This is a genomic window from Rhizobium sp. 268, assembly GCF_036571585.1.
In the GTDB taxonomy this organism is placed as follows: domain Bacteria; phylum Pseudomonadota; class Alphaproteobacteria; order Rhizobiales; family Rhizobiaceae; genus Rhizobium; species Rhizobium redzepovicii.
Genome location: NZ_JAPPSO010000011.1, coordinates 198,556 through 221,542, shown reverse-complemented (window position 1 = coordinate 221,542; position 22,987 = coordinate 198,556). Strand labels below are relative to the sequence as shown.

Annotated in this window: 22 protein-coding genes; 19 read left to right on the top strand and 3 right to left on the bottom strand. The window is 61.6% G+C overall.

Annotated elements, in window-relative coordinates; translation table 11 throughout:
* Positions 1-11: 11 nt before the first annotated feature.
* The 19 genes from OS035_RS22455 to ureG all read left to right on the top strand — a co-directional run bounded on the left by OS035_RS22455 (position 12) and on the right by ureG (position 16,984).
* Positions 12-1,916 carry a phosphatase PAP2 family protein gene (locus OS035_RS22455; RefSeq protein ID WP_097629120.1) on the top strand — a complete coding sequence of 635 codons (1,905 nt, stop codon included), beginning with the start codon at positions 12-14 and terminating at the stop codon, positions 1,914-1,916.
* Positions 1,917-2,105: 189 nt separating this feature from the next.
* The gene (gene urtA / locus OS035_RS22450; RefSeq protein ID WP_054182904.1) at positions 2,106-3,398 is read left to right on the top strand and encodes an urea ABC transporter substrate-binding protein; all 1,293 of its coding nucleotides are present in this window, start codon (positions 2,106-2,108) and stop codon (positions 3,396-3,398) included.
* A 114-nt stretch (positions 3,399-3,512) separates the two neighbouring features.
* The gene (gene urtB, locus OS035_RS22445) at positions 3,513-5,165 is read left to right on the top strand and encodes an urea ABC transporter permease subunit UrtB (protein ID WP_097629118.1); all 1,653 of its coding nucleotides are present in this window, start codon (positions 3,513-3,515) and stop codon (positions 5,163-5,165) included.
* Positions 5,162-6,325, top strand: coding sequence for an urea ABC transporter permease subunit UrtC (urtC, locus tag OS035_RS22440; RefSeq protein WP_097629117.1), 1,164 nt, complete (start codon positions 5,162-5,164; stop codon positions 6,323-6,325). The genes urtB and urtC overlap by 4 nt, the downstream gene beginning before the upstream one ends.
* A gap of 5 nt (positions 6,326-6,330) precedes the next feature.
* Entirely contained in the window at positions 6,331-7,086 is a 756-nt protein-coding gene (gene urtD, locus OS035_RS22435) for an urea ABC transporter ATP-binding protein UrtD (protein ID WP_183853035.1), read from the top strand.
* Between the two features lie 76 nt (positions 7,087-7,162).
* Positions 7,163-7,681 (top strand): hypothetical protein, encoded by a 519-nt coding sequence (locus tag OS035_RS22430; protein WP_097629197.1) that lies wholly within the window; start codon positions 7,163-7,165, stop codon positions 7,679-7,681.
* An 18-nt stretch (positions 7,682-7,699) separates the two neighbouring features.
* Positions 7,700-8,395 carry an urea ABC transporter ATP-binding subunit UrtE gene (urtE, locus tag OS035_RS22425; protein ID WP_097629196.1) on the top strand — a complete coding sequence of 232 codons (696 nt, stop codon included), beginning with the start codon at positions 7,700-7,702 and terminating at the stop codon, positions 8,393-8,395.
* Between the two features lie 148 nt (positions 8,396-8,543).
* The gene (locus tag OS035_RS22420; protein WP_097629116.1) at positions 8,544-9,365 is read left to right on the top strand and encodes an urease accessory protein UreD; all 822 of its coding nucleotides are present in this window, start codon (positions 8,544-8,546) and stop codon (positions 9,363-9,365) included.
* A 20-nt stretch (positions 9,366-9,385) separates the two neighbouring features.
* On the top strand, positions 9,386-9,688 hold the full coding sequence (locus OS035_RS22415) for an urease subunit gamma (protein WP_003561955.1): 303 nt from the start codon (positions 9,386-9,388) through the stop codon (positions 9,686-9,688).
* A gap of 10 nt (positions 9,689-9,698) precedes the next feature.
* Positions 9,699-9,950, top strand: coding sequence for a DUF1272 domain-containing protein (locus OS035_RS22410; protein WP_097629115.1), 252 nt, complete (start codon positions 9,699-9,701; stop codon positions 9,948-9,950).
* 9 nt (positions 9,951-9,959) lie between these two features.
* The gene (locus OS035_RS22405; protein ID WP_097629114.1) at positions 9,960-10,265 is read left to right on the top strand and encodes an urease subunit beta; all 306 of its coding nucleotides are present in this window, start codon (positions 9,960-9,962) and stop codon (positions 10,263-10,265) included.
* Positions 10,266-10,277: 12 nt separating this feature from the next.
* Complete coding sequence (locus tag OS035_RS22400) at positions 10,278-10,685, top strand: lysozyme inhibitor LprI family protein (protein ID WP_331814089.1); 408 nt, start codon at positions 10,278-10,280, stop codon at positions 10,683-10,685.
* A 1-nt stretch (position 10,686) separates the two neighbouring features.
* Positions 10,687-11,325, top strand: a complete 639-nt coding sequence (locus OS035_RS22395; protein WP_331814088.1) for a Urease operon accessory protein — start codon at positions 10,687-10,689, stop codon at positions 11,323-11,325.
* 3 nt (positions 11,326-11,328) lie between these two features.
* Positions 11,329-13,041 (top strand): urease subunit alpha, encoded by a 1,713-nt coding sequence (gene ureC, locus OS035_RS22390; protein WP_183777504.1) that lies wholly within the window; start codon positions 11,329-11,331, stop codon positions 13,039-13,041.
* Between the two features lie 33 nt (positions 13,042-13,074).
* Positions 13,075-13,746, top strand: a complete 672-nt coding sequence (locus OS035_RS22385; protein ID WP_331814087.1) for a TIGR02117 family protein — start codon at positions 13,075-13,077, stop codon at positions 13,744-13,746.
* Between the two features lie 330 nt (positions 13,747-14,076).
* Entirely contained in the window at positions 14,077-14,940 is an 864-nt protein-coding gene (locus OS035_RS22380; RefSeq protein WP_097629110.1) for a GGDEF domain-containing protein, read from the top strand.
* A gap of 84 nt (positions 14,941-15,024) precedes the next feature.
* Positions 15,025-15,606, top strand: coding sequence for an urease accessory protein UreE (ureE, locus tag OS035_RS22375; protein ID WP_331814086.1), 582 nt, complete (start codon positions 15,025-15,027; stop codon positions 15,604-15,606).
* A 6-nt stretch (positions 15,607-15,612) separates the two neighbouring features.
* A complete protein-coding gene (locus tag OS035_RS22370; RefSeq protein ID WP_331814085.1) occupies positions 15,613-16,284 on the top strand; it encodes an urease accessory protein UreF in 672 nt (223 codons plus the stop codon).
* An 88-nt stretch (positions 16,285-16,372) separates the two neighbouring features.
* Positions 16,373-16,984 (top strand): urease accessory protein UreG, encoded by a 612-nt coding sequence (ureG, locus tag OS035_RS22365; RefSeq protein WP_003590582.1) that lies wholly within the window; start codon positions 16,373-16,375, stop codon positions 16,982-16,984.
* A 105-nt stretch (positions 16,985-17,089) separates the two neighbouring features.
* On the opposite strand, the gene OS035_RS22360 is transcribed toward ureG, so the two are convergent.
* From OS035_RS22360 to OS035_RS22350, 3 genes are all read right to left on the bottom strand, one after another.
* Positions 17,090-20,410 carry an efflux RND transporter permease subunit gene (locus OS035_RS22360; RefSeq protein WP_331814084.1) on the bottom strand — a complete coding sequence of 1,107 codons (3,321 nt, stop codon included), beginning with the start codon at positions 20,408-20,410 and terminating at the stop codon, positions 17,090-17,092.
* A 12-nt stretch (positions 20,411-20,422) separates the two neighbouring features.
* Complete coding sequence (locus OS035_RS22355) at positions 20,423-21,613, bottom strand: efflux RND transporter periplasmic adaptor subunit (protein WP_183777510.1); 1,191 nt, start codon at positions 21,611-21,613, stop codon at positions 20,423-20,425.
* A 388-nt stretch (positions 21,614-22,001) separates the two neighbouring features.
* On the bottom strand, positions 22,002-22,973 hold the full coding sequence (locus OS035_RS22350) for an ABC transporter substrate-binding protein (RefSeq protein WP_097629104.1): 972 nt from the start codon (positions 22,971-22,973) through the stop codon (positions 22,002-22,004).
* Positions 22,974-22,987: the final 14 nt, after the last annotated feature.

The window sequence follows — 22,987 nt, the reverse complement described above, 5'->3', positions numbered from 1 at the left end:
AGGTATCACCTATGTTTGTTTCAAGCTTTTTCCGCCTGAGCACCGCCCTCGTCTGCCTCGTTTCGATCGTGCCGTCGCTCGCCGTCGCAGAGCAGGCCACGGCGGTAGACGCGCCTTATGCCGAGACCGGAAACACCAACAAGCGCGGTGACGCCTGCTTCTCGACGGTGGACACCAATGCCGCCGTTCACCTTCTCTCCGGTTTCCTCGAAGTCTGGACGCCGCGCACGCCTTTCGTTGATGCGGGCGTCGAAGCGCCGGCCAAGGACAATTGCCCGGCGGTTGCCAAGACGGATTGGGATGGCATTCCGCTCAGCAAGACCGATGGTCAGGTCATCAACAAACTCGTCCATGATGCGAACATCGCCTATGTCGTCAAGGTGACCAAGGCGCGGACGGCCGATCAGGCCGTGGCCGCCTATCTCGACGACCGGCGGGGCAAGAATGCCAGCATCGTCGATGGCCTTGGTCCGCTGACCGACGCCTGGAAGGCCGGCTCCAAGCAGACCACCACGATCACCGCGGTGGCCGCCGATGCGACGACCGTCAAATATGACGACAAGGGCAACAATCGCGGCGCCGGCAGCAAGCCGGACACCGAAAACAAGACCGATGCCAATCCGGACATGGGCCTCGCAATCGACTTCATCAACGCCGCCAGCGGTGACGGCTCGACGGAGCCCGCCAAGCGCTACTTCAAATATGGCCGTCCCTACCGCTGGAGCCAGGACGTTTCGGTCGTCCCGACGCTTGAGCCTGCCAAGAGCGGCAAGCCGGTCGAGGACGGCGGCTTCCCAAGCGGACATACGGCGGAAGCCTGGCGGGATGCGCTCGCCATGGCCTATCTCGCGCCGCAACGCTTCCAGGAAATGATCACGCGCGCCAGCGAGCTGGGTGAGGATCGCATCCTTGCCGGCATGCATTCCCCTCTCGACGTGATGGGCGGCCGCATGCTTGGCACCGCGACGGTCGTCTACAATCTGAACAAGGCCGACAATGCCGGGTTGAAGAGCGATGCTTATGCCCAGACACAGTCCTGGCTCATCGCCAAATCGGGCGTTGCCGACGCGGGTGCGCTCGAAGTTGCTGCGCATGCGGCGCCGACCGCCGCAGACCGTTTTGCCGATCATGACGCCAATCGCGCCTATGTGCTGCAGCGCCTGAGCTACGGCCTGCCGACGATCCATCCGACCGATCAGCCGCCCGGCGTGCCGGAGGGTGCCGAAGCGCTTCTCGAAACGCGTCTGCCCTATCTCGATGGCGAGCAGCGCCGCGACGTGTTGAAGACGACGGAGATCGCCTCCGGCTATCCGCTCCTCGACGACGCGGAAGGTTATGGCCGCCTCAACCTGTTTGCCGCCGCCGACGGTTACGGCGCCTTCGATCAAGATGTGACCGTGACGATGGATGCTGCAAAGGGCGGCTTCAGTGCGATCGATAGCTGGCGCAACGACATCGGCGGCAAGGGCAAGCTGGTGAAGCGCGGCAGCGGCATTCTCGGACTATCCGGCGCCAACAGCTATGCCGGCGGCACCGTGCTCGAAGAGGGCGCGCTGGTGGCCGGGTCGTCCTCGGCTTTCGGCTCCGGCGGACTGATGGTCGATGGCGGTTCGCTCGTCGTGGCGGCCGACAAGCCGTTGGCCGTAAGCGGGGACTATCAGCAGTCAGCCAATGCGACGGCGAAACTGGCGCTCGGTGCAAACGGCGCCGGCACGCTGGCGATCGAGGGCAAAGCAGCGCTGGCCGGCGATCTCGACGTGACGCTTGCCGATGGTTTTGTCCCGGCGACCGGAACGAAGATCGAGATCCTGAAGGCCGGCACCCTTTCCGGCACCTTCGGCAAGCTCACCATCTCCGGCCATAAGGCGAGCCTCTCTTACGGTCCGACCTCAGTCACACTGACGATCGAAGGATAATTTTCTTTGCGAACCGAGAGGGCATTCCCAACTGCGGGGATGCTCTTGGCTTTCCGGCCTGCTCGTTTGCCCCCTGCACCTACGTCATTTTGCGTATGTGTTTTTGTGATGCAGCACCCGATAGTCCCCTCGGCAACAGTTAAATTCCGTTTCCGGCCTGTTGCGGAACAAGAAGAGGGGCTCAACCAGATGAATCTCAGATCCACGATCACCGGCGCTGCGCTCGGTGCCGTCATGGCGGCATCGGCCGCCTTCCAGGGCGCACTTGCCGCCGACGACACGATTAAAGTCGGCGTGCTGCATTCGCTTTCCGGCACCATGGCGATTTCCGAAACCACCCTGAAAGACGCCATGTTGATGCTCATCGACGAGCAGAACAAAAAGGGCGGCCTTCTTGGCAAGAAGCTCGAGGCGGTTGTTGTCGATCCGGCTTCCGACTGGCCGCTGTTTGCCGAAAAAGCCCGCGAACTGATCCAGAAGGACAAGGTTGCCGCTGTCTTCGGTTGCTGGACGTCCTCGTCGCGCAAGTCCGTTCTGCCGGTTTTCGAAGAGCTGAATTCGCTGCTCTTCTACCCCGTGCAGTATGAGGGCGAAGAATCCTCGCGCAACATCTTCTACACCGGTGCTGCTCCGAACCAGCAGGCCATTCCGGCCGTCGACTACCTGATGGAAAAAGAAGGCGTCAAGCGCTTCGTTCTTGAAGGGACCGACTACGTTTATCCGCGCACGACCAACAAGATTCTCGAGGCATACCTGATTTCGAAGGGTATTCCGAAAGAAGACATCATGACCAACTACACGCCGTTCGGTTTTTCCGACTGGCAGACCGAAGTTTCCAAGATCAAGGAATTCGGTTCGGCCGGCAAGAAGACCGCCGTCGTCTCGACGATCAACGGCGACGCCAACGTTCCGTTCTACAAGGAACTGGGCAACAAGGGTATCAAGGCAACCGACATTCCCGTCGTCGCCTTCTCCGTCGGCGAAGAAGAGCTTGCCGGTCTCGACACCAAGCCGCTCGTCGGCCATCTCGCTGCCTGGAACTATTTCGAGTCTGTGGAAAGCCCGGCCAACAAGAAGTTCATCAAGGACTGGCACGCTTACACCAAGAACGACAAGCGCGTGACGAACGATCCGATGGAGGCTGCCTATATCGGCTTCAACGCATGGGTGAAGGCCGTCCAGGCTGCCGGCACGACCGATACCGACAAGGTTCTCGACTCCATCATCGGTGTCAGCGTTCCGAACCTCTCGGGTGGTTATGCGACCGTCATGCCGAACCACCACATCACCAAGCCGGTGCTGATCGGTGAAATCCAGGCCAACGGCCAGTTCGAAATCGTCCAGCAGACCCCCGCCGTTGTTGGCGACGAATGGTCGGATTACCTGCCCGACTCCAAGGACCTGATCTCCGATTGGCGCAAGCCGATGTCCTGCGGCAACTTCAACGTTGCCACCGGCAAGTGCGGCGGCAAGGGTTCCTGAGTACGACCCCGATCAGATGATTGCCTGAAGACTTCCGTCCGGTTCAACACCGGGCGGAAGCTCCGTCCCAGCGATTGTGCCGCGAGGCCAACACTATCAAGGGCGAGAAAGCCGATGTATCGCGCCATAAAGATTTTCCTCATCACGCTCTGCCTGACATTCTCGGGCCTGACATTTATCGGCCTCGCGGTTCCCGGCCTGCCAACATCGAGCGAAGTTCGCGCCGAGGACGATATCCACGTGCTCATCGATGCGCTCGGCGTCGGCGATTTTCCGGAGCGCGAAGCGGCCATCAAGACGCTGGTCGCCTCCAAGGACCCGCATGTCGGTCAGATCCTGGAGCAGTTGAGCGAGGGCCTTCTCTACGTCAATTCCGACGGCGGCCCGGTGCTCCTCCAGGGCGGCACCGATGACGAACCGACCTATTCCGATCCAATCACCGGCGAAGCCGCTGCCGATGTCGACCCTGACATGATGATCAAGGTCAAGATCAACAATGCGCTTCGCGGCGTCATCGGCGCCGCCACCAGCCAGCTGACGCTGATGAGCCCGGACCGCTCGGCGCGGCTCGCCGCGGCACAGGGCCTGCTGAAAGATGCCGATCCCGCCAATCTCGACCTGCTGAACGCGGCGCTTGCGGCTGAAAAGGACGCCGAGATCAAGAATACGATGGAAGCGGCGCGCGCAGTGCTGCTGCTGAAGACCGATGCGAGCGTCGAAGACAAGAAGGCTGCGATCGATACGATCGCGGCTCGCGGCAATCGTGATGCGCTGACCATCCTCACGACCACGCTCGAAACCGCGCCTGACGATTTGAAGCCGGCGATCCAGGCCAATATCAGCACCATCAATCGCAGCCTGGCGTTGTGGGATGTCGCCCAGAACGTCTGGTACGGCTTGTCGCTCGGCTCGGTGCTGCTGCTTGCGGCGATCGGCCTTGCCATCACCTTCGGCGTCATGGGCGTCATCAACATGGCACATGGCGAGATGGTGATGATCGGGGCCTATACGACCTATGTCGTGCAGGAATACATCACCTCGGCCTTCCCGGGCGTGGCGGATTATTCACTTGCCTTTGCCGTGCCCGCCGCCTTCGTCTTTACCGGCTTCGTCGGCCTGGTCATCGAGCGCGCCGTCATCCGCTATCTCTACGGCCGCCCGCTCGAAACGCTGCTCGCCACATGGGGCGTGTCGCTGATCCTGCAGCAGGCCGTGCGCAGCATCTTCGGCCCGACCAACCGCGAGGTCCGCAATCCAACCTGGATGTCCGGCGTCTTCGATCTCGGCGGGCTCTCGATCACCTGGAATCGACTGTGGATCATCGTCTTTTCGATGGTTGTCTTCGTGACGCTGCTCCTGCTGCTCAAGCGGTCAGCCTTCGGACTGCAGATGCGCGCCGTCACGCAGAACCGCCGCATGGCGTCCTCGATGGGCATCCGCACCGGCTGGGTCGATGCCTTCACCTTCGCTCTCGGTTCGGGCATCGCCGGTATCGCCGGCGTGGCGCTCAGCCAGATCGACAACGTCTCTCCGAACCTCGGCCAATCCTACATCATCGACAGCTTCATGGTCGTCGTCTTCGGCGGTGTCGGCAATCTCTGGGGCACGCTCGTCGGCGCGCTCTCGCTCGGCGTCGTCAACAAGTTCCTCGAGCCCTTCGCCGGTGCCGTGCTCGGCAAGATCCTGGTGCTCGTCCTCATCATTCTTTTCATCCAGAAGCGTCCGCGCGGGCTCTTCGCACTCAAAGGAAGGGCGGTGGAAGCATGATAACGGCCTTCCTTCTCCGGTCACTGGATCGCAAGATCGTCATTGCCATCGCGCTGCTGCTTCTGGTCGCCGCTCTCGTGCCGGTCCTCAACCTGATGACCGGGCCGACCAATCCGCTGCATGTGCCGACCTACATCATGTCGCTGTTCGGCAAGTATCTGACCTATGCGCTGCTGGCGCTGGCGCTCGATCTCGTCTGGGGCTTCTGCGGCATTCTCTCGCTCGGCCACGGCGCCTTCTTTGCGCTTGGCGGTTATGCGATGGGCATGTATCTGATGCGCCAGATCGGCACGCGCGGCAGCTACGGCGACCCCATCCTGCCCGATTTCATGGTGTTCCTGAATTGGAAGGATCTGCCCTGGTTCTGGTACGGCTTCAACCATTTCTGGTTTGCGGCGCTGATGGTGCTCGTCGTGCCCGGCCTGCTCGCCTTTGTCTTCGGCTGGTTCGCCTTCCGCTCACGCGTCAATGGCGTCTATCTCTCGATCATCACCCAGGCGATGACCTACGCGCTGCTGCTGGCTTTTTTCCGCAACGACATGGGCTTCGGCGGCAATAACGGCCTGACCGATTTCAAGGATATTATCGGCTTCAACGTCCAGGCTGACGGCACGCGTGCAGCCCTCTTTGCGGCAACCGCGGTCTTGCTGGCGCTGTCGCTGCTGCTTGCCTCAGCGATCGTGCGCTCGAAGTTCGGCAAGGTGCTGGTCGGGGTGCGCGATGCCGAAAGCCGCACGCGCTTCCTCGGTTACCGCGTCGAACACTTCAAGCTCTTCACTTTCGTCGTCTCGGCGATGATGGCGGGCATTGCCGGCGCGCTCTATGTGCCACAGGTCGGCATCATCAATCCCGGCGAATTCGCCCCCGCCAACTCGATCGAAGTGGTCATCTGGACGGCGGTCGGCGGGCGGGCGACGCTGATCGGACCGATCATCGGCGCGATCCTCGTCAACGGCGGCAAGACGATCTTCACCGGCCTCTTCCCGGAGTTCTGGCTGTTTGCGCTCGGTGGTCTTTTCGTCGCCGTCACGCTGTTTCTGCCGAAAGGTGTCGTCGGCACGATCGCTCAATATCTCGGCAGGCGGAAAGCCGTCTCCAAGGCTGCCCCACCGGTGGCGCAGGAAGACGTCATCGAACCGAAAATCCAGGCCGCGGAGTGAGCGCCATGATCCCCGACGTCAAACCCAACAGCGTGCTTTACCTCAACGGCGTCTCGGTTTCCTTCGACGGCTTCAAGGCGCTGAATTCGCTGTCGATCGTCATCGAGCCCGGTGAACTGCGCGCCATCATCGGCCCGAACGGGGCCGGCAAGACGACGATGATGGATATCATCACCGGCAAGACCAGGCCCGATGAGGGCGAGGTGTTTTTCAACGGCACGATCGACCTCACCAAAAAGGACGAGGCGGATATTGCCGAGCTCGGCATCGGCCGCAAATTCCAGAAGCCGACGGTCTTCGAAAGCCACACAGTATGGGACAATCTGGAACTGGCGCTGAACCGCCGCCGCGGCGTGTTCTCGACGCTGTTCTATCGCCTTTCGGGCGAGGACAAAGCACGCATCGAAGAGATCCTCGAAACGGTGCGGCTGACGCATCGGCGCGACGAATTCGCCGCCAACCTCTCGCATGGGCAGAAGCAATGGCTGGAGATCGGCATGCTGTTGGCGCAGGAGCCGAAGCTGCTGCTGGTCGACGAACCGGTTGCTGGCATGACAGATGCCGAAACGGCGGAAACGGCAATCCTGCTCAAGGACATCGCCCGGACCCGCTCGGTGGTCGTCGTCGAGCACGACATGGGCTTCATCCGCGACCTCGGCGTCAAGGTGACGTGCCTTGCGGAAGGCTCGGTGCTGGCTGAGGGATCGATCGATTTCGTCAGCTCGGATCCGAAGGTGATCGAGAACTATTTGGGCCGGTGATCCATGCAACTTAGAGGCTTGAACCTGACAAAAGAAAACGCTCTAAAACGGGCGGGGTTTTTTGTGGGGTTTCATCATGGCTTTTCTCGGTATTCTGGTCGCGGCGGTCAGCGGCGCGGTCATCTGGTATTGGCGTTTTAAGATGGTGCGTGAGGCGGGAAGCGAGATCATCGATTCCGTCGAGCGGATGCGGGGCGCCTATAAGCGTGGAAAGTTGCGCAAGCAGGCGGAGGCAGCGCCGCTGGCCTCGATCGCCGATCCGGCGATTGCGGCAGTGGCCTTCTTCTTCTGCCTCGCCAAGGAGAAGCCGATGTATCTCGACGCTGCGAAGGATGTGGTCCGCAGCCGCATGAAAGGCATCATTCGGCCGGGCGATATGGAGGAGGTGCTGGTTTTCGCCGATTGGGCGTCCAAGAACGTCACCAGCCCCGAAGACCCGATCCGCCGGTTCCGGGATCTCTGGATGAAGGCGCTCGATATGCAAGAGCGTCAGCAGTTGATCGGCATTGCCGAGGACGTGGCCGTTGCCGGCGGCGAGAAAACGAAGGAACAGGAGTACGCCCTGCAGATGCTGAGGCGGACGCTGATGAACTGATGGGGAATGGGTGAACGGATGCTGACAGTCGACAACGCGAATCTGCATTATGGCGCGGCGCAGGCACTGCGCGGCATCTCCATCAAGGCGGAGATGGGCAAGATCACCTGCGTGCTGGGGCGCAACGGCGTCGGCAAGAGTTCGCTTCTGCGCGCCGTGACCGGCCAGCATCCGCTGTCGGCCGGCACCGTCACCTTCAACGATACCAGGCTGAACGGCCTGCCGCCCTTTGCCCGCGCCAAGCAGGGCATCGGCTATGTGCCGCAGGGGCGGGAGATTTTCCCGCTGCTGACGGTCAAGGAAAATCTCGAAACCGGCTTCGCCCCGCTCGGCCGTCGCGACCGGAATATCCCCGATGACATCTTCAGCCTCTTCCCGGTGCTGAAGTCGATGCTGTCGCGCCGCGGCGGCGATCTTTCCGGCGGCCAGCAGCAGCAGCTGGCGATCGGCCGCGCTATGGTGACGCGGCCTCGGATTCTCGTGCTCGACGAGCCGACCGAGGGCATTCAGCCGTCGATCATCAAGGATATCGGCCGGGCGATCCGTTATCTCCGCGATTCCACCGGCATGGCGATCCTGCTCGTCGAACAATATCTCGACTTCTGCCGGGAGCTTGCCGATTACGTCTACATCATGGACCGCGGCGAGATCGTCCATCAAGGCCTCGCCGAAACACTGGATACGCCGGAGGCCCGCCGTCATCTGACCGTCTGATCGGCAACTGCTGCATTTTTCGGCAGGTGGCGCAGCGCCTTTCAAATTTGCCGGGTCCGTTGCGGGTATCCTAGGACGGCATGGGAATTGCTTGCTTTCCGTCACCTGCGCAATCGAACGAACCGGTGGCGCGACCGAAAGGGACGTTATGATGATTGCGGCGGCAGGCACGCGACCGCAAAGAGCGGAAGGACGCGGGCATCTGGCGGCAAAGCTGCTCGACGGCCGCACGCGTCTGCGTGAGCTCTATCAGGAGGGCGCGGCGAAGATCCGCCTGCCCGATACCTTCGATGCCTCGATGGAAGCCGTCATCATTAACACCGCTGGTGGACTGACCGGCGGCGATCGGATGGATTGGAGCGTTGAGGCCGGAGCGGACACGCGCATCGACGTCACCACTCAGGCCTGCGAGAAGATCTACAAGGCATCGGCCGGCACAGCCGAGGTGACGACCAATATCAATGTCGGAGCCCAGGCCCGCGTCGACTGGCTGCCGCAGGAAACGATCCTCTTTGATCGTTCCGCACTTTTTCGCCGGCTGGATGTCGATCTCGACAAGAGCGCAGAATTTTTGGCCGTCGAGGCCATACTGCTCGGCCGCAAGGCGATGGGCGAGACGGTGACGACCGGGCTTTTCCGGGACCGCTGGCGCATCCGCCGCTCGGGTCGGCTGATCCATGCGGAAGAACTGAGGCTTTCCGAAGGGGTGGCCGCTCTGGCGGCGCGTCAGGCGGTGCTCGGCGGACAGGTGGCTTTTGCGACGCTGCTTTATGCCGGGCCGCTTGCGGAAGCCTATCTCGGCAAGGTGCGGCCGCTCGTCGAAGGCGCGATGGGCGGTGCGAGCGCCTGGGACGGCAAGCTCGTCGTCCGTCTTGCGGCAGCCGACGGCTTTTCGCTGAGAAAAATCCTGATCCCGGTCATTTCCGCCTTGCGCAATGGTGCGCCCGTGCCGAAAGTCTGGAATCTATGAGTTCAATAAGCAGGTAGAAGATGAACCTCACTCCGAGAGAAAAAGACAAGCTGCTGATATCGATGGCAGCGATGGTGGCCCGGCGGCGGCTGGAGCGCGGCGTCAAGCTGAACTACCCGGAAGCGATTGCGCTGATCAGCGACTTCGTCGTCGAAGGCGCCCGTGACGGTCGTCCGGTCGCTGAGCTGATGGAGGCCGGCGCTCATGTGATCGGCCGTGATCAGGTGATGGAGGGGATTGCCGAGATGATCCATGACGTGCAGGTGGAGGCGACCTTTCCGGACGGAACCAAGCTCGTTACCGTACACGAACCGATCCGGTAGGGAGACCGATATGCTCGAGCTCAGGCCCAATTGCGAATGCTGCGACAAGGATTTGCCGCCGGAGAGCGCGGAGGCACGGATCTGCACCTATGAATGCACCTTCTGCGCCGATTGCGTTGATCGCGTGCTGAAGGGCGTCTGTCCCAACTGCGGCGGCAATCTCGTCGCCAGACCCATCCGGCCGGCTGATAGGCTCGCCAAACATCCGGCGTCGACGAAGCGTGTGCTGAAGGCCGAGGGCTGCGCGCCCAGGGCTGCTTAAGGAGATAAGATGATACCGGGTGAGATCATTGCCGCAAGCGGCGACATCGAACTGAATGCCGGCGCGCCGACGGTGACGATGGAGGTTTCGAACACCGGTGATCGGCCGGTGCAGGTCGGCAGCCACTATCATTTCGCCGAGACCAATGCCGGACTCTCCTTCGATCGGGCGGCGGCGCATGGCAAGCGACTGGATATTCCGGCGGGAACGGCGGTGCGCTTCGAGCCGGGACAGACGCGCTCGGTGACGCTGATCCCGCTTTCCGGCAAGCGCGAGGTCTATGGCTTCCGTCAGCTGGTGATGGGCAAGCTCTAACGGGAGGGATGCATGCGTTTGAACTTCTGCCTCATCGGGGCGGCGATGCTGCTGATGGCTGGTAGCGCTTCCGCTCAGGATGTCGATTGCCAGAATCCCCAGACGCAATCCGATATGACCTCTTGCGAGGCGGCGCGCCACGAGACCGCCGACAAGGCTTTGAATGTACAATACAAGAAGACCCGCGCCGCCGTGGCGGCGGTCGACAAGGATCTCGACGGCGACATGAAGGGCGCGGAGCAGGCGCTGGTCAAGGCGCAGCGCGCCTGGATCGATTATCGAGACGCCGAGTGCGACGCCTTCGGTTTCCAGGCCCGCGGCGGCACGATGGAGCCGATGCTGGTCGCCGGGTGCCTCGCCAACATCACCGACAAACGCACGAAAGAGCTGAAAGAGCTCGAAGACACGATGAGCAACTAAGGTGATCAGGAAAATCGTAATCGTCGGCAATGGCGAGGTCGCGGAGGCGGAAGCAGGCGTGATCGATGCCGCTGATTTCGTCGTCCGCTTTAACGATTGCCGTTCCTATGGGACCGGCGGTAGCAGGACGGACGCCGTCGCGGTGTGCAATACCGGCCGGCCCGCAAAGGCGATGCTCGGTTCCCTACAATGGCGCACCCATCCCGGCGTGGTTTCGGCCCGCGAAGTCTGGAGCGTGCGCGACCCGGAAAAATTCGCCGCGATGCGGGCGCCGCTTGCCGTCTCGCATCCTGATCTCGACGATTTCGGCGACGACTATACGGAGGCATTCGGCGCCTTCTGCACAGAGACTGGCAAGACGCACGTCGTCATCGACAAATCGATCCACGAGGTGGTCGATGCGGCGCTCTCGGCTTTCGCGCCGGCACCCTATGTCGTGCCGAGCAGCGGCATGATCGTTATTGCCGAAGTGCTGAGCAAATTTCCCGAAGCCGAGGTGATGTTGGCCGGCTTCGGTCACGTCGGCTGGGAGTGGCACCCGTTTGCGGCCGAACGACAGCTCGTCGATAGTTATATTGCCCTGGGCCGCCTCAAGCGGCTCGGCGGAAAAACGCTTGTCTCTTCCTCCTACGGAGCCTGATGGATGCCCTACAAGATCTCGCGCGCCGCCTATGCCGGCATGTTCGGACCGACCACCGGCGACAAAGTGCGCCTTGCCGATACGGAACTCTTCATCGAGATCGAAAAGGATTTCACCACCTATGGCGAAGAGGTGAAGTTCGGCGGCGGCAAGGTGATCCGCGACGGCATGGGCCAGAGTCAGGTGACGCGAGCGGACGGCGCGGTCGATACCGTCATCACCAATGCGGTGATCGTCGATCACTCCGGCATCTACAAGGCCGATATCGGGCTGAAGGACGGGCGCATCGTCGCCATCGGCAAGGCGGGCAATCCCGATATGCAGCCCGGCGTCAATATCATCGTCGGCCCGGGCACGGAGGCGATCGCCGCCGAAGGCAAGATCGTCACCGCTGGCGGCATGGACAGCCATATCCACTTCATCGCGCCGCAGCAGATCGAGGAAGCGCTGATGTCGGGCATGACCTGCATGCTCGGCGGTGGCACGGGACCGGCGCACGGCACGCTCGCCACCACCTGCACGCCCGGTCCCTGGCATCTCGCCCGGATGATCGAAGCGGCCGACGCCTTCCCGATGAACCTTGCCTTTGCCGGCAAGGGCAATGCCTCGCTGCCAGGGGCGCTGACCGAGATGGTGCTGGCCGGCGCCACCTCGCTGAAGCTGCATGAGGACTGGGGCACGACTCCAGGCGCCATCGACTGCTGCCTGTCGGTCGCCGACGAATATGACGTGCAGGTGATGATCCACACCGATACGCTGAACGAAAGCGGCTTCGTCGAGGATACGATCGGCGCCATCAAGGGCCGCACCATTCATGCCTTTCACACGGAAGGGGCGGGCGGCGGTCACGCGCCCGACATCATCAAGATTTGCGGCCAGCCGAACGTCATCCCGTCGTCCACCAATCCGACGCGGCCCTATACTGTCAACACCATCGCCGAGCATCTCGACATGCTGATGGTCTGCCATCACCTGTCGCCGTCGATCCCCGAGGATATCGCTTTCGCCGAAAGCCGCATCCGCAAGGAGACGATCGCTGCCGAAGACATATTGCACGATATCGGCGCCTTTTCGATCATTTCGTCCGACAGCCAGGCCATGGGTCGCGTCGGCGAGGTGGCGATCCGCACCTGGCAGACTGCCGACAAGATGAAGCGCCAGCGCGGCCGGCTGAAGGAGGAAAAGGGCAATAACGACAATTTCCGCGTCCGCCGCTATATCGCCAAATATACGATCAACCCGGCGATTGCCCATGGGCTCAGCCACGAGATCGGCTCTGTCGAAGTCGGCAAGCGCGCCGACCTTGTGCTGTGGAATCCGGCCTTCTTCGGCGTGAAGCCCGACATGGTGCTGCTCGGCGGCTCGATCGCGGCAGCACCGATGGGCGATCCGAATGCCTCGATCCCGACGCCGCAGCCGGTGCATTACCGGCCGATGTTCGCCTCCTACGGCCGGAGCCTCACCAATTCCTCCGTCACTTTCGTCAGTCAGGCCTCAGTCGATGCTGGCCTGAAGGGCCGGCTCGGCGTCGCCAAGCAACTTGTCGCGGTGAAGAATACGCGCGGCGGCATCTCCAAGGCGTCGATGATCCACAACGACCTGACGCCGGAAATCGAAGTCGATCCGGAGACCTACGAGGTCAGGGCGAACGGCGAGTTGCTCACATGCGAGCCGGCGACGGTGTTGCCGATGGCGCAGCGCTATTTCCTGTTTTAGGCCACACGGCCCTCTGTGCGACGGATGGCGCCGATGATAACAGGCATCCGCTGGCTGTTGCGGGCCGTGTTTCTGCTCGTGTTTCTGGCGGCCTGCGGGACCTTCGTTCCCCGGCCGCTGATTGCCACCGTCGGGGCGTCGTCTGCGGCGGCGACGCATCGGATTCTGCTGCTGTCCGGACCGATCCATACTGATATTGCCATTCCGCTCGACGAGGAGACGCGAGCTGCCTTTTCCTTTCTCGCCGAGACCGGTTTTCCGCTCGGCCATCCGGATGCGGAGTGGCTCATCGTCGGCTGGGGCGGCCGCGCCTTCTATCTGGAAACCCCGAGCTGGTCGGAGCTGAAGCCGCTGCCGGTGCTGCGGGCGCTGACGATGGACCGTTCGGTGTTGCATGTCGATCTTGCCGGTCGCATCGCTGAGCCGCAGCCGGCCGTTGCGGCGTTCAATATCGGCGACGATCAAATGGCGCGGCTGCGGAATTTCATCGCGGACAGCTTCGTTCGAAATGGGGGCGTGGTGGCGGGCATTCCGGATGCGGGTTACGGCGAGATCGACCGGTTCTTCGAGGCCAACGGATATTTCAACGCGCTCTTCGGCTGCAACACGTGGACGGCTGCCGCGCTCCGCTCGGCGGGACTTAGGACCGGCTTATGGAATCCGCTTCCACAATCATTGCGATTGTCTCTCGGTGTCTACAATTGAGCCAATCGCCAGGCGATCCGCTCTTAAAGTGAATTGTGTATCATACTCTCCGTTCGGTTGTAAAAATCGGTGGAAAAGCCGGTATTTTACTCAGTTAGGCCATTCTGGGACAGCTCCATCTTCTTGGTTGATAAAGCTGTTTTAAATCAAACGGCTAACTGTCTCATCGCCCTGTCCGATTCAGGGATTGGAGGGCTGCATCTCCTGCTAGAAAAAATCTGTCCACCGAAAGGTCCGAAACCGTTCGAATTTTAACGAGTCGATTAAGACACCCGCAGCAATTTGGCTCCTATCAATGCCTTGGAACGCCGGGCAGGAAGGTCGATTCTCATGAGAAACTGGATGTCGCTGCAGGCCGATTTCGGCAATTTCCAATATCGCGGGAACGTCTATGTCTTTGCATTGAAGATGAGCTTTCTGACAGTCCTTCTCTCCGGCATCATCATGGCAGTGACGATCCCGCCGCTCGATTTTCTCGGGCTGCTGCCGGTGACGCTTTCGAACGCGATCGGCTTCGGCGTCATTTTTTCCTGGCTTGTCGGCGGGACGGTTTCCGGCATGCTGTCGCTGGCCGCCGGTTTTGCCCTGCACGAACTGACGCTGTCGCGGGCGGAGTTCGAAAAGCTCAGCCGAACGGACACGCTTTCGGGACTTTTGAACCGGCGCGCTTTCACAGAGGCGCTCGAGTACACCGAAGGCGACGCCTCGCTTGTTATTTTCGATGTCGACCGCTTCAAGGCGATCAACGATCGCTTCGGCCATGGCTGCGGCGATGCCGTCATCACCGCGGTCTCGGCCATACTCATATCCGCCTTCGATGAAATGTCCGTCGTCGCAAGATTGGGCGGGGAGGAGTTCGGCATCATCATCTCCGGCAAGCCGCTGGAGGCGCGGATGGAACGCATCGAAGGTGTCCGGGCCCGGATCGCAAGCGGCGCCATCGCGGCCGAAGGGCACGATATCCGTATTACCGTTTCCGGCGGTGTTGCCGATCTCGCCGCCGGCCGCAACAAGCAGGCGGTCTATGCGTCGGCAGACCGCGCGCTCTATCTCGCCAAGGCGCTCGGGCGCAATCGCGTCGTACACGAGCGGGAAGGCCTGCATCATGCCTGGCACGGGCTCGCCGATAGTGGCCTCGAGGCCAAGGGCAGGGGAACCGAGAGCGACAACGTGATGCAGGCTTACGGAATATAAAAGCCCGAAGCGGGCACAAAGGCCATTGGTGCTTGCATCGGGAAAGGCTATTTTGCATGGTCGCCTCAGCAAAACGGACATATCATGCAGCGCGTTACCTCCTATCTTCCCGCCGGAACCCCGTCCTCCCATCCGATCGCCCAGGTCAAGCTGCCGCACGATCTGCGCCATCTGCGCCGCAAGCTGCTGCATCTGGAAAATGGCGAGATGGTCATGCTCGATCTCAAGGCCCCGGTGCTTTTCGCCAATGGCGACCTGCTGGTGCGCGACGACGGTGAACTGATCGAGATTCTCGCGGCCGATGAGAAGCTCTTCGAAATTCGCGGCCGCGATCGCACACATCTGGTCGAGCTTGCCTGGCATCTCGGCAACCGCCATCTCGCGGCGCAGATCGAGGAAGACCGTATCGTCATCCTGCGCGACCACGTCATCCGCAGCATGCTGCAGGGGCTCGGCGCTACCGTCCTCGACATCGACGAACCCTTCCAGCCGGCGCGCGGCGCCTATCATTCCCATGACGCGCATTCGCACGATCACGGTCATGCGGCGCATGACCACGGGCATGAGCCCAAAGATGATCACGGCCACGAGCATGTGCATGGGCCGGGATGTGATCACGGCCATGACCACGATCACGGGCATCATCACGACCATAAACACGACTGAGGCTCGATGACTGGAGATCGTGAGCTGCACGCATTGTTGCGCCTGACGGCATGGCTTTCGCCGGCCTTTCCGGTCGGCAGCTTTGCCTATTCGGGCGGGCTGGAGCGGGCGGTGGCCGACGGGCTGGTCACCGATGCCGCCTCGCTGGCGGCCTGGATCGGCACGCTGATCGGCCATGGCTCGGTTTGGAACGATGCGGTACTTTTGGCCGAAAGCCACAGGTTCCAGGAAGAGCCTGAGCGCCTTGCCGAGATCGCTGCGCTCGCGGAGGCGCTGTCCGGATCGCGCGAGCGCCATCAGGAAACTATGCTGCTCGGCGAGGCCTTCCTGACGGCGGCACGCGCCTGGCCGGATGGTGTGTTCGAAAGGCTGCCTGACAAGGCGGCCTATCCCGTCGCGGTCGGGGCTGTCACCGGCGCGCACGGCATCGGGGCTGAGAAGGCGCTCGCCGTCTTCCTGCATGCCTATGCCTCGCAGGCGGTTTCCTCAGGCATCCGCCTCGGCTTCACCGGCCAGAAGGACGGTGTTGCCGTGCTTGCCGGTCTTGAAGAGAGCATCACCGAGGTCACGCGGCGGGCAGCGGTCTCGTCGCTCGACGATCTCGGCTCGGCGACGGTGCAGGCTGATATTGCCGGCCTGCGGCATGAGACGCAGGCGACGCGGCTGTTCCGTTCGTGATGGCGTAAATTATCCGAGCATCTGCGTCATTTGACGGTGGCGTGTGGCCTCGGCGTCGCTATCATCGGGTTCGATTGGAGTAAGGCATATGAAATCAAGAAACGGACCTCTGCGGGTCGGCATCGGCGGACCGGTCGGTTCGGGCAAGACGGCGCTGACTGAAAAGCTCTGCAAGGCGATGCGCGACGACTATTCCGTCGCCGTCGTCACCAACGACATCTACACGACCGAGGATGCCGAGGCGCTGGTGCGCATGCAGGCACTGCCTTCGGACCGGATCGTCGGCGTCGAGACCGGCGGCTGCCCGCACACCGCCATTCGCGAGGATGCGACGATTAATCTTCAGGCGATCGCCGGCCTCAACCAGCGGATCCCGGATCTCGACGTGGTCTTCATCGAATCCGGCGGCGACAATCTGGCGGCGACCTTCTCGCCCGATCTTGCCGATATCACCATCTATGTCATCTCCGTCTGCCAGGGCGAGGAAATCCCGCGCAAGGGCGGGCCCGGCATCACCCGGTCGGACCTTCTCGTCATCAACAAGAAGGATCTGGCGCCCTATGTCGGTGCCGATCTCGAGGTAATGGACCGGGATGCGACGCGCATGCGCGCAAGCCGCCCCTTCGTCTTCTCCGACATGAAACGCGGTGACGGCGTTAGCTCGATCGTCAGTTTTCTCAGGGAGCAGGGCGGGCTCTGACGAGAAGACCTGCCGCTGTCGACCGACGCTGCGGATGGCGGCGCGAACGGCAAAATGAAACGGGCCGGGAGATCACTCCCGGCCCGTTCATGTTCTGAGTTTTGCTCATTCTGCTGCGAAAGGCGGCAAGCGGAGCACGTTGGTGTCTTTGGCGCTCTTGCGCTTGCTTTCCGGCTTTTCGATTGCGGTCAGCCGCTCCTCCAGCGAGTCGATGTCGCCGCGGTTCTCGCGGGTAACACGGGTGAGTTCCTCGCGCGACAGCGGCAGTTCCTCGTCGTCCTTCCGGCCGACCAGGCGTCCGAACATCCAGCCGAGCAGGCGGGACAGATCGTCCATGATCAGGAAGAAGGAGGGCACGACGACCAGCGATAGCACTGTTGAGACGATGATGCCGCCGATCACCGCGATCGCCATCGGCGCGCGGAACGAGCCGCCTTCGCCGACACCGAGCGCCGAAGGCAGCATGCCCGCCGACATGGCGATCGAGGTCATGATGATCGGCCGGGCGCGCTTGCGGCCGGCTTCGACCATGGCCTCGACACGAGCCATGCCCTGATGGCGCATCTCGATCGCGAAATCGACGAGCAGGATGGCGTTCTTGGTGACGACACCCATCAGCATCAGAATGCCGATCATGACGGGCATCGACAGCGGATTGCTGGTGATGATCAGAGCCGCCGCGACGCCGCCGATGGCAAGCGGCAGCGAGAACAGGATGGTGAAGGGCTGGATCACGTCCTTGAAAAGCAGGATCAGCACCGTCAACACCAGCAACAGACCCATCAACATGGCGTTGACGAAGCTCTGCTGCATCTCGGTCTGCACCTTGGTGTCGCCGCTTTCGGCAAGGTGCACAGAGGCCGGGATGTTGGCTGATTTGACGATCTCGCGGAAACGGGCCGAAGCCGTGTCGAGGGCTACACCCTGCGGCAGATCGGAGCCGATTGAGACGACGCGGTAACGGTTGTTGCGCTTGATCGAGCTTACGCCCTCGGAGTAGTCGATATTGGCGACGCTCGCGAGCGGAACTGTGCCGCCGCTGGCGGTCTGGATCTTCAATGCGCGGATGGCTGAGAGATCGCGGCGCATGTCAACTGCCGCCTGCACCCGAATCGGGATCTGGCGATCGTCGAGCGAGATCTTGGCAAGGGCGGCATCGACATCGCCGATGGTGGCGACACGGATCGTCTCGGAAATCTGCTGCGGCGTGATGCCGAGGCGTGCGGCTTCGTCCTTGCGTGGATAGACCTGCAGTTCCGGACGAGGCAGGGCGCCGTCGGCGCTGACATTGGCAAGCAGCGGATCGGCGCGGAGCTTGGATTCCAGGATGCCGACGGCGTCGTTCAGGTCCTTCTCGTTCTTGGAAAGGAAGTTGAAGGAGAGGTCGCGTTCGCCGCGGTCGTTAAGCTTCAGGATATGAACGTCGGGAATGTCGCGCAGCTTGGCGAAGACTTCCTTTTCAATATTCCATTGCGGACGCTCGCGGCCGTGGACTTCCACTTTCGGCAGCATCGGGCCGATGAGGGGGATGTGGCCGAGCCCGTCGTTGACCATCTTCTTGATCAGCGATTGGTCGAGCTTATGGAGTGCCAGCGTGATGGTTGCACGACGCAGTTCGAGGTCGCCCTTCGGAGATGCGCCGCCGAGGACGAAGACGCTTTCGACGCCGTTGATATCCTTGACCCTGTCATAGATCGCATCCGTCGTCTTCTCGGTGTCGTCAAGCCTTGCATTGGGCGGCAATTCGACGGAGAGAACGATTCGTGAAGCGTCTTCGGGCGGCAGGAAGCTGCCCGGAACCTGCATCAGCAGCAAAACCGAGCCGATCAGGAAGCCAAACGCGACAAGCAAGGTCGCATAACGGGTGTACCAACGCCCCGTCGTGCCGCGGATGAGTCGGGTGTATCCACGCATCAGCAGGCTGTCATTGTCATGATGGTCGTCGACGCCATCTTCTGCACGCATCAGATAGGCGGCCATCATCGGGGTGATGAGGCGTGCGACCATCAGCGAGAAGAAGACGGAGAAGGCGACGGTCAGGCCGAACTGGATGAAGTATTGGCCGGGAATGCCCGGCATGAATGAAACCGGCACGAAGACGGCGATGATGGTGAAGGTGGTGGCGATGACGGCAAGGCCGATTTCATCGGCCGCCTCGATCGCCGCCCGGTAGGGCGTCTTGCCCATCTTGATATGGCGGGCAATGTTCTCGATTTCGACGATCGCGTCGTCCACCAGAATACCTGTCGCCAGCGTCAGGGCGAGGAAGCTGACGAGGTTCAGCGAGAAGCCCATCATGTCCATGACCCAGAAGGTCGGGATCGCCGAAAGCGGCAGGGCGATGGCCGAAATCAGCGTCGCGCGCCAGTTCCGGAGGAACAGCAGAACGACGATGACCGCAAGCAGCGCGCCTTCGAGCAGCGTGTGGATGGCGGCTTCGTAGTTGCCGTAGGTGAAATAAACCGAATCGTCGATCAGTTCGATCTTCACGTTCGGGTTTTCGCTGCGGACCTTGTCGAGGCTCTGCGCGACGGTTTCGGCGACGCTGACTTCGCTGGCGCCCTTCGAGCGGAAGACGCCGAAGGTGACAACAGGCGTATCGTTGAAGCGCGAGAAGGATTTCGGCTCCTCGTAGGTGTCCTTGATGACGCCGAGATCGGACAGCTTGACGAAACGGCCGTTCGGCAGCGCAATGGTCGTATCGGCAAGTTCGGCGACGTTGCGGGCGTCGCCGAGAACGCGGATTGCCTGTTCGCTGCCGGCCACCTGGCCGCGGCCGGAGCCGAGATCGACGTTGGTGCCGCGCAGCTGTTGGTTGACGCTGGCGGCGGTGATGCCGTGTGCATCGAGCTTGCCGGGGGTGAGTTCGATGCGCACTTCGCGCTCGGCGCCGCCGTAACGGTCGACGCGGCCGATGCCGGCCTGACCCTGCAACGCACGCTTGACAGTATCGTCGACGAACCAGGAGAGTTCTTCCAGTGACATATCGGGAGAGGACACTGCGAAGGTCTGGATCGCCTGGCCCTCGACATCGACCTTGGTGACGATCGGTGCCTCGGCGGTCGCCGGCAGATCGCTGCGAATGCGGTCGATCGCATCCTTGACGTCCTGCACGGCCTGTTCCGTCGGCACTTCCATGCGGAACATGACGTTGGTCTGCGAGCTGCCGTCGGTCACCGTCGACTGGATTTCGTCGATGCCGGTGATGGAGGCGATTGCGTCTTCGATCTCCTTCGTCACCTGCATTTCGAGTTCGGCCGGCGAAGCGCCGCTCTGCGTGACGCTGATCGAAACAAGCGGAACGTCGATGTTCGGGAAGCGCGTGATCGGCAGCTTATTGAAGGACTGCATGCCGATGAATATCAACAGGCAGAAGGCCAGCAGCGGCGCGATCGGGTTTCGAATGGACCAGGCTGAAAAATTCATCGGATGGTCTCTTTAGTTGGAAGCCGGGGGCTGTTCACGCACCGGCGTGATGTGGTCGCCGTCACGGACGTAAGCGCCCGCCTTGGCCACGACCTCGTCGCCGCTCTTCAATCCATCGACGATCTCGACATAGGCACCGTCCTGGATGCCGGTCTCGACCTTGGCGAATTTCACCACGCCATCCTCGACCTTGCGGGCCGACGAGCCTTCGTTGCCGGTGAGCACGGCGGTCAGCGGAAGCGATACGCCCTCCGTCTCGCGAACGATGATCTCGGCGCTGCCATACATGCCGGAGCGCGCCTTGCTGTCGTCGTCGATCGAGATGTGGACGAGACCGAGGCGGGTGGTGGGATCGACGGTCGGCGATACCAGGCGCACGGCGCCAGATAGCTTCTCGCGGCTGCCGGAAAGCGAAATCGCTGCCTTCTGGCCGGCCACGACCCTGACGATGTCGCTTTCGGCGACCTCTGCGACAAGCTCGACATCGCCGTCGCGGATGAGGGTGAACAGCGGGTCGCCGTTGCCGGCGGCAATGGCGCCGACCTTGGCGTTCTTCGCCGAGACCGTGCCGGCCACCGGCGTCTTCACATCGGTGCGCGCCAGCTTCAGATCCGCATCGGCGATCTGGCTGTCGAAGACCTTGAGATCGGCCTCGGCAACCTCGATCGCCTGTTCGGCGGAGACGACGCGGGCATTGGCGGCGGCGGCCGTCGCATCGGCCTGCTCGACCTGAGCGGTGGAAACCGTACCCTTCTTGACCATTTCCTGGGCGCGGGCCTGCTGCTGCCTTGCTTGTTCGGCATTGGCCTGCGCCTCGATGAGCTGGGCGCGCAGCTGGGCGAGGCTTGCCTCACCCTTGGCTTTCGTCGCCATCATCTGGCTCTTCTCCAGCACCAGCGCGTCGTCGTTGAGCGTCGCCAACGTGCTTTCCGCCTCAACCTTGTCGCCGACATCGGCTTTCAACGTACGGATCGACAGGCCTTCGACCTGCGGTTGAATATAAACTTCCTCGACGGGCTTGATCGTTCCCGTGCCGATGACACGGTCGACGAGCGTGCGATTCACAGCCTTGGTGACGACGATCGCCGGCAGATTCTGCTGCGGTTTTTCGACCGGCTTTTCCTGCGAAAATGCCGTGGATGCAGCGAGAGCTGCTGCAAAAAAGGTAGCGGCGCCTAGAATTTCAATCGGCTTGCGTGCCATGCGTCTTCGTCCAATCTTGTAACAAGCTTAGCCGAACTCGCGCGTCTGCCACTCAGCTCGCGACCAGGCCACTGCCTTTCCTGCATTCTCAGGGGTATCCGCACAATTGCCGTCTTCGTCCCTCGCCGGCAAATCGGCTTTTAATTGGTATCGATTTGCTCGATATGCAAGCCCGGCAGAAAACAATTCCCCATGAGCCGATAATAATTACCATCGAAACCTGAATCAATCACCGGAGGGTTATGTGAACATGACGATGATTGATCCTGTTCCCCTATGACGTTTGACGCCCGACAAATGCGACAGTTGCAAGGTGTTTTTTATCAGGTGGATAAAAGAAAGGCGCGGAGATCTCCCGCGCGTTTCGTTTTCGCATTGTTTGCCGCGATTACTTGGCTGCGGCGTCGGTAATGTCGTGCGTCCAGGCGCCGGAGGGCTCCTTGTTGATGATCTTCTGGTCGAGCAGCGCCTTTGTGGTGCGGGCATAGAGCGCTTCGTCCAGCTTGCCTGAGCCGTCACCGACCAGCTTGGCGACTTCGCCCATCATCCGCTTCTGGTGATTGTCGTCCTGACCGCCATTGTCCATGACGATCTCGGCGGCTTCGTCCGGATTTTCGGTCGCATATTTCCAGCCCTTCATTGAGGCGCGGACGAACTTGACCATCTTCTCCTTGAAGGCCGGATCCTTCAGCTTGTCTTCCATCGCATAGAGGCCGTCTTCCAACAGGTCGTTGCCCATCTCGGTATAGTTGAAGACCGTCAGTTCCTCCGGCTTGAAGCCAGCATCGATCGCCTGCCAGTATTCATTGTAGGTCATCACAGAGATGCAGTCGGCCTGCTTCTGGACGAGCGGCTGCACGTCGAAGCTCTGCTTCAGCACGGTGACGCCGTTCGCGCCACCTTCCGTCGACAGACCCAGCTTGTTCATCCAAGCGAAGAAAGGATATTCGTTACCGAAGAACCAGACGCCGAGCGTGTGGCCCTTGAAGTCGGCTTCGGTCTTGACCGGGCCATCCTTGCGGCAAATCATCTCCAGGCCCGATTTCTGATAGGGCTGGGCGATGTTGACGAGCGGAACGCCCTTTTCGCGGGCAACCAGGGCGCCGCCCATCCAATCGACGATGACATCGGCGCCGCCGCCGGCGATCACCTGCTCAGGGGCGATATCGGGGCCGCCCGGCTTGATATCGACGTCGAGGCCTTCTTCCTTGTAGAAGCCCTTGTCCTTGGCAACGTAATAACCGCCGAACTGGCTCTGCGTGACCCATTTCAGCTGCAGCACCACCTTGTCGGCGGCCATCGCCTGGGCAGCGGCAAGCGTCATCGCGCTCGCCATCATTGCAACCATCAACTTTTTCATTTTCTTATCCTTAC